Genomic DNA, 11,564 nt, shown 5'->3' on the forward strand with positions numbered 1-11,564 from the left:
CCGCGGGAGCGCGCGCCAACCGGCACGTGATCGACCTGCCCGCCGGGGAGTCCCGGCGGCTGGTGACCGTGCTCTCCCCGACGCGGCGCGGGGACCGGCTGGCGGACCGGGTGACGATCCGCTCGTTCGGGCCCCTCGGCCTGGCCGCCCGCCAGGTGTCGCTCGAGGTGCCCGCCGTGCTGCGGGTGCTGCCCGAGTTCGCCTCGCGGCGCCACCTGCCGAGCCGGCTGGCACGGCTGCGCGAGCTCGACGGTCGCTCGGCGGTCCAGGTCCGCGGTCAGGGCACCGAGTTCGACTCGCTGCGCGAGTACGTGATCGGCGACGACGTGCGCTCGATCGACTGGCGCGCCACCGCGCGGCGCTCGGAGGTCGTGGTGCGTACCTGGCGGCCCGAACGGGACCGCCGGGTGCTGCTCGTGCTCGACACCTCACGAACGTCCGCCGCGCGGATCGGTGACGAGCCCCGGCTCGACGCGTCGATCGAGGCGGCGCTGCTGCTGTCGGCCCTGGCGTCCCGGGCCGGCGACCGGGTCGAGCTGGTCGCCTACGACCGCCGGCTGCGCGCTCGGGTCGCCGGCGCGAGCGGGCCGAACCTGATGCCCGCGCTCGCGAACGCGCTGGCACCGCTCGAGCCCGCGCTCGTGGAGACGAACTGGCCGGGCGTCGTCGCCCTGGTCCGCGAGCGGCTGTCCCAGCGGGCCCTCGTCGTGCTGCTGTCGACCCTCGAACCGGCGGCGGTCGAGTCGGGGCTGCTCGGCGTCGTCGGGCAGCTCACGGACGACCACACGGTCGTGCTCGCCTCGGTCCGCGACCCCGAGGTCGCCGCGCTGCTCGCGGGGCGGTCCGGTGCGGCCGAGGTGTTCGACGCCGCGGCGGCCGAACGCGGTGAGCTCGAGCGCGCGGCGGTGGCCGCCCGGTTGCGCCAGCGCGGAGTGAGCATCGTGGACGCGCTGCCCGACGACCTCGCACCGCGGCTCGCGGACACCTACCTCCAGCTCAAGGCCGCCGGGCGGCTGTGAGCGCAGGACGGGGCCCGGGTCCCGCTCCGGACGGCGGCGTGCTCGGCCCGCGCGCCCTCGGGCGGGCGGTCCTTGCGCGCCAGCACCTGCTCGAACGTTCCGAGCTCACCGCGCTGGGGATGATCGAGCATCTGGTCGGCCTGCAGGCCCAGGCGCCGTGGGCGCCGTACACCGGGCTGTGGACCAGGCTCGCCGGGTTCACGCATGCCGCCCTCGCGGACCGGATCCTCGACCGCAGCGCGGTGCGGATCGTCCTGATGCGCGGCACCATCCACCTGGTCACGGCCGCCGACGCGTTCGCGCTGCCGCCGGTGACGACGGCGCCGCTCGAGCGGTTCCTGCGCACCAATGCGACCTACGGTCCGCAGCTGCGCGACATCGACCTCGGTGAGCTCGCGGCGCGGGCCCGGGAGCTGCTCGAGGCGCGGCCCCTCGGCCCGGCCGAGCTGGGCGAGGCCCTGTCGCCGCGCTGGCCCGACGTCGACCCTGGTTCCCTCACGTACGGCGCCCGCTGCGTGCTGCCCCTGGTCCAGATCCCCCCGCGCGCCGTGTGGGGCAGGTCCGGCCCCACCACCTGGACCACGACCCGCGCCTGGCTCAGCCCGACCTCCGCCGAGAGTGGAGTTCTGGCCCCTGGAACGCGCCTTCCAGGGGCGACAGCTCCACTCTCGGCGGAGGGCCTGGTGCTGCGGTATCTGGAGGCGTTCGGGCCGGCGAGCGTTGCCGACGCACAGCAGTGGAGCGGGCTGAGCCGGCTCGGGGCGGTGTTCGAGCGGTTGCGGCCGCGGCTGGTGACGTTCCGGGCCGAGCCGTCGCCCGGGGCGCGCAATGGACGGGAGCTCTTCGACCTGCCGGGCGCGCCCCGGCCGGCGCAGGACATTGCGGCGCCGGTGCGGTTCCTGCCGGAGTTCGACAACCTGCTGGTCGCCTATGCGGACCGCACCCGGCTGGTGAGCGAGCAGAACCGCCGTCGGCTGTGGCGGTCCAACGGCGCGGTCCCGGGCGCCGTGCTGGTCGACGGCGTCGCGGCAGGCTCGTGGACGGTGCGCCGGGCCGGGCGGGTGGCGACGCTCGCCGTCGAGCCGTTCGACGCGCTCACCCGCTCCCAGTGGGCACAGACCGAGGCGGAGGCGGACCGGCTCGTCCGCTTCGTCGCCGACGACGCCGACACCCACCGCGTGCAGCGCCACGACGCGGTCGGGAGCTGACCTCGCGCCGCGCCGTCAGCCGGCGACGGGCAGGGTCTGCCCGGCGCGGTCGGCGTCGAGGTCGCCGGTCTCCCCCGCCGCGACCGCCCGGCGGCCGAGCACGATCGTGTAGACCCAGAACGCGGCGACCGCGATCGCGCCCACCGCGATCTTGACCGCCCACGGCAGGGTCGAGCCGGTCAGGAACCCCTCGATCAGGCCCGAGACCGCAAGCACGCCGACCAGCCCGATCGCGACGGTGATCAGCGCGCGTCCCTCCTCCGCGACGGCCCGCGCACGGGGCCGGTGGCCCGGATCGATCCAGGCCCAGAAGATCCGCAGGCCCGCCGCGCCGGCCACGAACAGGGCTGTCAGCTCGAGCATTCCGTGCGGTGAGATGAGCGAGAAGAACACGCCGAGGTGGCCGTGCGCCGCCATCATCCCGCCGACCGCGCCGACGTTGACGGCGTTCGTGACCAGGACGAGGACCGGCATGACACCGCTGATACCCAGCCCGATGCACTGCGCCGCGAGCCACGCGTTGTTGGTCCACACCATGGCCGCGAAGCCCGCCGACGGGTCGTAGTACTGGGAGAACGCGTTGTCGACGTACTTGTCCTGCTCGGCGGGCGTGCCCATCGCGGCGAGGGCGTCCGGCTGGGTCACGACCCACCAGCCCGCGATCGTCGCCAGGAGCAGGCTGCCGAGCATGATCGCGACGGTCCACCACCGGATCCGGTACAGCGCGGCTGGCAGCGAGACGACGAGGAACCGGGTGACGTCCGCCCAGGCGGGTTCGTGCGCCCCGGCGATGGCCGCGCGCGCGCGCCCCAGCAGATCGGAGAGCCTGGACACGGTCGCGGGGTCCGGTGCGGTGGAACGCACGGTCGACAGATCGGTCGCGACCGACTGGTACAGGCGCACGATCTCGTCGCTCTCGGTACCGGTCAGACGGCGCCGCTTGGTCAGCTCGTCGAGGCGCGCCCAGGCCGCGCCGCGCACCGCAGAGAACGCATCCAGGTCCACCCCCGATACCCTGCCACAGCGGCGGGCGCGCAGCGGAGAGTAGGACACCGGACGCGAGCGAGGGATCACGGCAATGAGCGAGGGCATTCTCACCGGCGAGGGCGTGCTGCTCGACGCCCGACCGGCGTCGTTCGCGTCGCGGATGCTCGCCGCGCTGCTCGACCTGACGGTCATCGTCGGCATCGCGATCCTCATCTCGATCGTGCTGGGCGGGCTCGGCACTCAGATCAGCGACTCGGCGGGACGGGCGATCGGCGTCCTCGTGATCGTCACGGTGATGGTGCTGATCCCGGTCACCGTCGAGACGCTGACCCGGGGCCGGTCGCTCGGGAAGCTCGCCGCCGGGATCCGGATCGTGCGCGACGACGGCGGCCCGGTCCGCTTCCGCCACGCCCTGATCCGGGCGCTCACCGGGACCGGTGAGCTGTGGATGACCGCAGGCTCGGTCGCACTGATCACGTCGCTGCTCAACGACAAGGGCAAGCGCGTGGGCGACATCGTCGCCGGCACCTATGCGGTCCGGGTGCGCGGCGCCCAGCGGACCCTGCCACCCGTGGCGATGCCGTACCAGCTCGCCGGCTGGGCCCACAGTGCGGACATGCGCCGGCTGCCCGATGGGCTCGCGCTCGCCGCCCGCCAGTTCCTCGGCCGGGCGAACACGCTGCACCCGGCGTCGCGCGAGCGGCTCGGACGTGAGCTCGCGAGCCAGGCCGAGCTGGCCGTCGCGCCGCCGCCCCCGCCCGGCACGCACCCCGAGATGTTTCTCGCCGCCGTCCTCGCCGAGCGCAGGGACCGCGAGTTCGCCGCCGCGCACGCCGCCGACCGGACGGCCACCGCCGAGGCCGAGCTGGTCCGGCGCCTTCCCCACCAGATCCCCGACCCGGTCGACTGACCCTCGACGAGATGGCGAAATCCGCCCATCCACGGTCGACCGGATGGGCGGATTTCGACTTCTCGACTCAGGCGGGGCGGCCGGCGGGCCGGCCCGTCTCGGGGGCGGTCAGTAGCGGTAGTGCTCGGCCTTGTAGGGGCCCCGGACGTCGATGCCCAGGTACTCGGCCTGGGTCTTGCTGAGCTCGGTGAGGCGGACGCCCAGCGCGTCGAGGTGCAGGCGCGCGACCTTCTCGTCGAGGACCTTCGGCAGGCGGTAGACGCCGATCGGGTACTCGTCGCGCTTGGTGAACAGCTCGATCTGCGCGATGACCTGGTTCGTGAACGAGTTGCTCATCACGAACGACGGGTGCCCGGTCGCGTTGCCGAGGTTCAGCAGGCGGCCCTCGGACAGCACGATGAGCGAGCGCCCGTCGGGGAACGTCCACTCGTGCACCTGCGGCTTGATCTCCGTGCGGGTGATCCCGGGCGTCGCGGCCAGGCCGGCGATGTCGATCTCGTTGTCGAAGTGCCCGATGTTCCCGACGATCGCCTTGTTCTTCATCCCGGCCATGTGCGCCGCGGTGACGACATCCTTGTTGCCCGTGGTCGTGACGAAGAAGTCGGCCTCGCCGACGACGTCCTCGATGCGCGCGACCTGGTAGCCGTCCATGGCGGCCTGCAACGCGCAGATCGGGTCGATCTCGCTGACGATGACGCGCGCACCCTGGCCGCGCAGCGCCTCGGCGGCACCCTTGCCGACGTCGCCGTAGCCCGCGATGAAGGCGACCTTGCCACCCATCAGGACGTCGGTCGCGCGGTTGATGCCGTCGGGCAGCGAGTGCCGGATGCCGTACTTGTTGTCGAACTTGCTCTTGGTGACCGAGTCGTTCACGTTGATCGCCGGGAAGAGCAGCCGGTTCGTCTCGGCGAGCTGGTACAGGCGGTGCACGCCCGTCGTGGTCTCCTCGGTGACGCCCAGGATGTCCGCGGCGATCGCGTGCCAGCGCTTCGGGTCCTCCGCGAGCGAGCGGCGCAGCAGCGCAAGGGTCAGGTTGTACTCCTCGGAGTAGCCGGGCGAACCGACTGCGCCGTCGGCGGGCACGGCGCCGGCCTTCTCGAACTGGACGCCCGAGTGGACCAGCAGGGTGGCGTCGCCGCCGTCGTCCAGGATCATGTTGGGCCGCTCGCCGCCCGGCCACACCAGGATCTGCTCGGTGCACTCCCAGTACTCGCTGAGCGACTCGCCCTTCCAGGCGAAGACGGGCACCCCGGTCGGCGCCGCAGGGGTGCCGTTCGGGCCGACGACGACGGCGGCCGCCGCCTCGTCCTGCGTGGAGAAGATATTGCACGAGGCCCAACGGACCGTCGCGCCGAGCGCGGTGAGCGTCTCGATGAGCACCGCCGTCTGCACGGTCATGTGGATCGACCCGGCGATGCGGGCGCCCGCGAGCGGCTGCGTGGGGCCGTACTCGGCGCGCAGCGCCATCAGCCCGGGCATCTCGTGCTCGGCGAGGCGGATCTGGTGGCGGCCGGCGGTGGCCAGGGACAGGTCGCGGACCTTGTACTGGCCGGCGGACTCGTCGAACGAGGTGCTCATGTCACTCCGGTGGTTCGAATGGGTGGTTCATCTGAACGCGGCTGGCGAGGCGATGCAACGATTGTCGGCGCGGACGCGCTGGGCCGTTGCGAGCGCCCTTGAGGCAGGTGGGCAGCACCGCCGCAGTGCGCGGCCATCCTACTCGGGGCTGCGAGAATTCACCGGTGACCGCAACCCTGATAGCCCGCGGCGTGGGTGCCGCCCATGCCGACCGCACGCTCTTCTCCGACCTCGCGCTGACCGTCGCGCCGGGCGACGTCGTCGGCCTGGTGGGCGCGAACGGGGCCGGCAAGTCGACGCTCTTGCGCATCCTCGCCGGCGTCGAGGGCTTTGAGACCACGGTCGAAGGCTCGGTTGTCCGCTCCCCGACCGACGCCCTGGTGGGCTTCCTCCCGCAGGAGGTCGAGCGGCGGGTCGGTGAGTCGATCGCCGGCCACCTCGCGCGGCGTACCGGGGTCGCGGCGGCGCAGGAGGCGCTCGACCTCGCCACGAACTGGCTGGTCGAGGAACTCCCCTGGGCCGGCGACGCGTACACCAACGCCTTCGAGCGCTGGCTGGCGCTCGGCGCCGCCGACCTGGAGGAGCGCACCGGGCAGGTGCTCGCCGACCTCGGGCTGGCGCTGGACCCGGCGCACCCGATGACCGGGCTGTCCGGCGGCCAGGCCGCGCGCGTCGGCCTCGCCGCGCTGCTGCTCGCGCGGTTCGACGTGCTGCTGCTCGACGAGCCGACCAACGACCTGGACCTCGACGGCCTCGCCCGGCTCGAGGCGTTCGTGCAGGGCCAGCGGGCCGGCATCGTCGTGGTCTCGCACGACCGCGAGTTCCTCGCGCGGTGCGTCACGAGCGTCGTCGAGCTGGACCTCGCCCAGCAGAGCGTCGGGGTGTACGGCGGCGGGTACGACGCCTATCTCGCCGAGCGCGCCACCTCGCGGCGCCATGCGCGCGAGGCGTACGACGAGTACTCCGACAAGGTCGGCGGCCTGGAGGACCGGGCCCGGATGCAGCGCGGCTGGATGGACCAGGGGCTCAAGAAGGCAGCCCGCAAGCCCAAGGACAACGACAAGATCGGGCGCGGGTTCCGCGTCGAGCAGACCGAGAAGCAGGCCGCCAAGGTCAAGCAGACCGCGCGCATGATCGAGCGGCTCGACGAGGTCGCCGAGCCGCGCAAGGAGTGGGAGCTGCGTTACGAGATCGCCGCCGCGCCCCGGTCCAGCGCGGTCGTCGCGACGCTGCGCGACGCCGTCGTCGTGCGGGGCGAGGCGTTCACGCTCGGCCCGCTGAACCTGCAGGTCGACGGCGGCGACCGGATCGCGGTCACCGGCGCGAACGGCGCCGGCAAGACGACGCTGCTCGGCGCGCTGCTCGGGCGGATCCCGCTCACCGCCGGCCACGCCTCGCTCGGCGCGAGCGTCGCGATCGGTGAGGTCGACCAGGCCCGCGCGCTGCTCGACTCCCCGCTCCCGCTGGTCGACGCGTTCGAGCCGCACGTCCCGGACTGGCCTGCGGGCGAGGTCCGGACCCTGCTCGCGAAGTTCGGGCTGCGCGCCGCGCACACCCAGCGACCCGCCGCGTCGCTGTCGCCCGGCGAGCGGACCCGCGCCGCGCTCGCGCTGCTGCAGGCCCGCGGGGTCAACCTGCTCGTGCTGGACGAGCCGAGCAACCACCTCGACCTGCCCGCGATCGAGCAGCTCGAGGCCGCGCTCGAGGGGTACACCGGGACCCTGCTGCTCGTCACGCACGACCGCCGGATGCTCGACGCGGTCCGGGTCAACCGGCGCTGGGTCGTCGCCGCCGGGGGCGTCCGCGAGGAGTGACCGCACTCGCTTCGGGCCCGATGTGCGGCTTTGGGGCGTGATGTCGCTCACCTTGTCCGCACATGTCCGAAATGAGTAAACCCGCAGGTCAGCGGCGCTATCGGCGCGCCGACAACCGTCCGACGCGTGCCGACCCCCCTGACGCGCGTTAGGTCCCTGGCCTGCGGCAGGGCATCGTGACAGCGAACAGATCCACGATCGGTCGGACTGGGTGGCGTGTGCGCGACCTGACCAGCGGCTCCTACAGGGTGCCGCGGCAAGGTGCGGGGAGCCCCTTCCGAGACGTCTCGAGCTGCACAAGATGCTGGCGCGACGTCACCGACCGGCTGGCTGCCCGAACTTCTGCTGCGGCGCGCGAACGACGTGCGACGCCGCTGCGTCACGCCCCCATGGGCACCGGAGTCCGGGCCACGATCGAAGCGAAACGGGGAGAGACGTGACTGCACTGCGCGCCGAAGGCGTGTTCAAGGTGTTCGGACGACGGCCGCAGGAGGCCGTGAAGCGCCTGCGCGACGGCGCGTCCCGCGAGGAGATCAAGAACCTCGGGACCGCGGCCGTGATCGACACGAGCTTCGAGGTGACCCCCGGCGAGACGTTCGTCGTGATGGGGCTCTCGGGCTCCGGCAAGTCGACGCTCATCCGGATGCTGAACGGGCTCGTCCGGCCCACCGCCGGGAAGATCCTGCTCGGCGACGCCGACCTGTCCCAGGTCAGCGCGTCCGAGCTGCGCGAGATCCGCCAGCGCAAGGTCAGCATGGTCTTCCAGCACTTCGCGCTGCTGCCGCACCGCTCGGTGCTCGACAACGCCGCGTACCCGCTGGAGATCCAGGGCATCGACCGCGCCGAGCGCCGCCGTCGGGCCGCGACCTCGCTCGGCCTGGTCGGACTGGACGGGTGGGAGGACTCGCTGCCGTCCCAGCTCTCCGGCGGCATGCGCCAGCGCGTCGGGCTCGCCCGCGCCCTCGCCGCCGACACCGACGTGCTGCTCATGGACGAGGCGTTCTCCGCGCTCGACCCGCTGATCCGCGGCGAGATGCAGGAACAGCTCCTCGAGCTCCAGCAGACGCTCGGCAAGACGATCATCTTCATCACGCACGACCTCAACGAGGCCATGCACCTGGGAGACCGGATCGCCATGATGCGCGACGGCCGGATCGTGCAGATCGGCACGTCCGAGCAGATCCTGTCCGAGCCCGCCGACGAGTACGTCGCGACCTTCGTGGCCGACGTCGACCGCACGCGGGTGCTCACCGCCGGCTCGGTGATGGTCCGTGCGAAGGCCGTCGTCACCGCGTCCGGCGGCCCGCACGTCGCGCTGCGCCAGATGAAGGAGTCCCAGACCTCGGCGGCCTACGTCATCGACCACGACCGCAAGCTGCTCGGTGTGGTGCGCGACTCCGACGTCGTCGCCGCGGTCCGCGCGGGCGGTGGCGCACTGGTCGACCTCACGCTCGACGAGGTCTCCCCCGTCGCCGAGGATGCGCTGCTCGCCGAGCTGTTCGCGCCCGCCGCCGAGACGCCGCTGCCCGTCCCGGTCATCGACTCCCGCGGCCGCCTGGTCGGGGTGATCCCGCGCGTGACGCTGCTCGAGGCCATGACGCCCAACACCGCCGAGCCCGCCCCCGACGCGTCGTCGACCACCGAGCCTTCCATCGCCGAGCCCGCCGCCGACGACCTCGACGTCGACGAACTCGACGTCGACGAACTCGACGTCGACGAACTTGACCTGACGACGTCAGGAGACGCCCGATGATCACCGCAATCGCAGACCTGCCCTACCGCCTGCCGCTCGGGGACTGGGTCGAGTCCGCCGTGACCGAGATGACCCTCTCGTTCGACCCCTTCTTCGGGGCCATCAAGACGGTCCTGGATGCCGCGTACGACACCCTCTCGCTCGTGCTGACCACACCGCCCGCATGGGCCGTCGTGCTCGTGCTCGTCGGGCTCGCGTTCGCCGTCAAGGGCTGGAAGCTCGCCCTGGTCACGCTGGTCGGCTTCGGCCTGATCGTGAGCGTCGACCAGTGGGAGAACGCCATGGCGACGCTCTCACTGGTGATCATCGCCAGCGCGATCGCGCTGGCCATCGCCATCCCGCTCGGCATCCTCGCCGCGCGCAACGACCGGGTCTCCCGCGCGCTTCGCCCGGTGCTCGACTTCATGCAGACGATGCCGGCCTTCGTCTATCTCATCCCGACGGTCATCATCTTCCTGACCGGCGCGGTGCCGGGGATCGTCGCGACCATCGTGTTCTCCCTCGCGCCCGGCGTCCGGTTCACCGAGCTGGGCATCCGCCAGGTCGACTCCGAGGTCGTCGAGGCAGGTCACGCGTTCGGCGCCAGCCCGGGCCGGATCCTGCGCCAGATCCAGATCCCGCTCGCGCTGCCGACCATCATGGCCGGCATCAACCAGGTGATCATGCTGTCGCTCTCGATGGTCGTGATCTCCGGCATGGTCGGCGCGAAGGGGCTGGGCAGCGACGTCGTCGAGGCGCTCGCCCGGGTCGACGTCGCGTTGGGTGCCGAGGCCGGCATCGGCGTCGTGATCCTCGCGATCTACCTCGACCGGATGACGTCGGCGCTCGCCGACCGCGCCCCGGTGTCCCGCGCGCTCAAGCTCGCGGCCGCCTGACCACCCTCTTGGCCCTGCACGAACTTTCGTCGCCGGCACCCAGCCGCGGCACCTTTGAAAGGCAACGATGACCGCACGATTCGCACGACCCCTGACTCTCGTCGCCACCGGCGTCGCGATCGCCCTGGCACTCGGTGCCTGCGCCGGCGGCGCCGCCGCGGCCGGCCCGAAGAACCCCAACGGGGACCAGCAGGACGTCAAGATCGGCGTGCACACCGGCTGGGACGAGGGCATCGCCGCGTCCTACCTGTGGCAGGCGATCCTGAAGGACGAGGGCTACAAGGTCACGATGGAGACCGCCGACCCCGGCGTCGTCTACACCGGTCTCGCGGGCGGTGACACGGACGTGAACTTCGACATGTGGCTGCCGATGACGCACGCGGACTACCTCAAGAAGTACGGCAAGCACATGGAGCAGCTGGGCGCCTGGTACTCCGACGCGCGCCTGACCGTCGCCGTGAACGCCGACTCGCCGCTGAAGTCGCTCGACGACCTCGCCAAGCACCCCGGGGTCGTGGACAACCGCATCGTCGGCATCGAGCCCGGCGCCGGCCTGACGCGGATCATGAAGGACGACGTCATCCCGAACTACGGCCTGGACAAGATGGACTTCATCGAGTCCTCGACCCCGGCGATGCTCGCCGAGCTCAAGGGCGCGATGAGCAAGCACAAGAACATCGCCGTCACTCTGTGGCGCCCGCACTGGGCCTACGAGGCGTACAAGCTGCGCGACCTGTTGGACCCCAAAGGCAGCCTCGGCAAGGCGGAGCACATCGAGACCGTCGGCCGGACCGACTTCGGCAAGGACTACCCGCTGTTCGCGTCCTGGCTGAAGAAGTTCAAGCTGACCAACGCGCAGCTGTTCTCCCTGGAGAACCTCATGTTCAACGAGAACGGCGGCAAGGACAACGAGGCCTCGGCCAAGAAGTGGCTGGCCGACAACCCGACCTTCGTCACCGACCTGAAGGCCGCCGCGAAAAAGTAGTCCCCCGCCCGCCGAGGTAGTACTCCCCGTCCGAGGTAGAGCCGTGTAGCGCTCTCGGCGCGGAGGTACTACCTCGGCGGAGGATTCGCGACGACGACGCTCGCCGCACTCCTGGTGGGAGGGCGACGCGCGTCGTTTGCATTGAGTGCCCGACGGCGGGGTGGGGTTCGCAAGCGCCGAATCGGGAAGCGTCGCCGTCCGGCGGCTGACGGGTCGGCAACAAGGCGCGCCCAAGAGCTATGGTCCCGCCATGGGTGATGCCGATCCAGCCAGCGTGCCATCCGGCGGGGGTACCCCCAATGGTCGTAACTTAGGACCCCCTGCCAGTCGCCCCCGAGCGGGGATCCTCCTCTGGATCCCGCCTGCGTGGACCTCAAGTTACGTCCATTGCGTGCGGGCCCGCCCCGAGCGGGAGCGATCCAGTTTTGGGAAGGT

At 71.9% G+C, this 11,564-nt stretch carries 9 protein-coding genes; 7 read left to right on the forward strand and 2 right to left on the reverse strand.

Going from position 1 to position 11,564, the window contains the following annotated elements:
* Together VIM26_RS24970 and VIM26_RS24975 are read left to right on the forward strand one after the other, a co-directional pair.
* Positions 1 to 1,019: DUF58 domain-containing protein (locus VIM26_RS24970; protein WP_331956037.1), on the forward strand; the 1,019-nt coding region annotated here is incomplete at its 5' end.
* The gene (locus VIM26_RS24975) at positions 1,016 to 2,227 is read left to right on the forward strand and encodes a winged helix DNA-binding domain-containing protein (RefSeq protein WP_331956038.1); all 1,212 of its coding nucleotides are present in this window, start codon (positions 1,016 to 1,018) and stop codon (positions 2,225 to 2,227) included. The genes VIM26_RS24970 and VIM26_RS24975, both read left to right, overlap by 4 nt.
* 15 nt (positions 2,228 to 2,242) lie before the next feature.
* On the opposite strand, the gene VIM26_RS24980 is transcribed toward VIM26_RS24975, so the two are convergent.
* Positions 2,243 to 3,232: a stage II sporulation protein M gene (locus VIM26_RS24980; RefSeq protein WP_331956039.1), complete on the reverse strand. Its 990-nt coding sequence runs from the start codon at positions 3,230 to 3,232 to the stop codon at positions 2,243 to 2,245.
* Positions 3,233 to 3,305: 73 nt separating this feature from the next.
* Here VIM26_RS24980 and VIM26_RS24985 point away from each other — a divergent pair, with 73 nt between their 5' ends.
* Positions 3,306 to 4,124 (forward strand): RDD family protein, encoded by an 819-nt coding sequence (locus VIM26_RS24985; protein ID WP_331956040.1) that lies wholly within the window; start codon positions 3,306 to 3,308, stop codon positions 4,122 to 4,124.
* A gap of 108 nt (positions 4,125 to 4,232) precedes the next feature.
* On the opposite strand, the gene ahcY is transcribed toward VIM26_RS24985, so the two are convergent.
* Positions 4,233 to 5,702, reverse strand: a complete 1,470-nt coding sequence (ahcY, locus tag VIM26_RS24990) for an adenosylhomocysteinase (protein WP_331956041.1) — start codon at positions 5,700 to 5,702, stop codon at positions 4,233 to 4,235.
* 164 nt (positions 5,703 to 5,866) lie between these two features.
* Here ahcY and VIM26_RS24995 point away from each other — a divergent pair, with 164 nt between their 5' ends.
* From VIM26_RS24995 to VIM26_RS25010, 4 genes are all read left to right on the forward strand, one after another.
* Positions 5,867 to 7,516 (forward strand): ABC-F family ATP-binding cassette domain-containing protein, encoded by a 1,650-nt coding sequence (locus VIM26_RS24995; RefSeq protein WP_331956042.1) that lies wholly within the window; start codon positions 5,867 to 5,869, stop codon positions 7,514 to 7,516.
* A gap of 436 nt (positions 7,517 to 7,952) precedes the next feature.
* Positions 7,953 to 9,269 carry a glycine betaine/L-proline ABC transporter ATP-binding protein gene (locus VIM26_RS25000; protein ID WP_331956043.1) on the forward strand — a complete coding sequence of 439 codons (1,317 nt, stop codon included), beginning with the start codon at positions 7,953 to 7,955 and terminating at the stop codon, positions 9,267 to 9,269.
* Complete coding sequence (locus VIM26_RS25005) at positions 9,266 to 10,144, forward strand: ABC transporter permease (RefSeq protein ID WP_331956044.1); 879 nt, start codon at positions 9,266 to 9,268, stop codon at positions 10,142 to 10,144. Before VIM26_RS25000 ends, VIM26_RS25005 begins: the two co-directional genes overlap by 4 nt.
* A 67-nt stretch (positions 10,145 to 10,211) precedes the next feature.
* Positions 10,212 to 11,129 (forward strand): glycine betaine ABC transporter substrate-binding protein, encoded by a 918-nt coding sequence (locus tag VIM26_RS25010; RefSeq protein ID WP_331956045.1) that lies wholly within the window; start codon positions 10,212 to 10,214, stop codon positions 11,127 to 11,129.
* Positions 11,130 to 11,564: the final 435 nt, after the last annotated feature.

This window comes from Pengzhenrongella sp. (assembly GCF_036565025.1).
Taxonomy (GTDB): Bacteria; Actinomycetota; Actinomycetes; order Actinomycetales; family Cellulomonadaceae; genus Pengzhenrongella.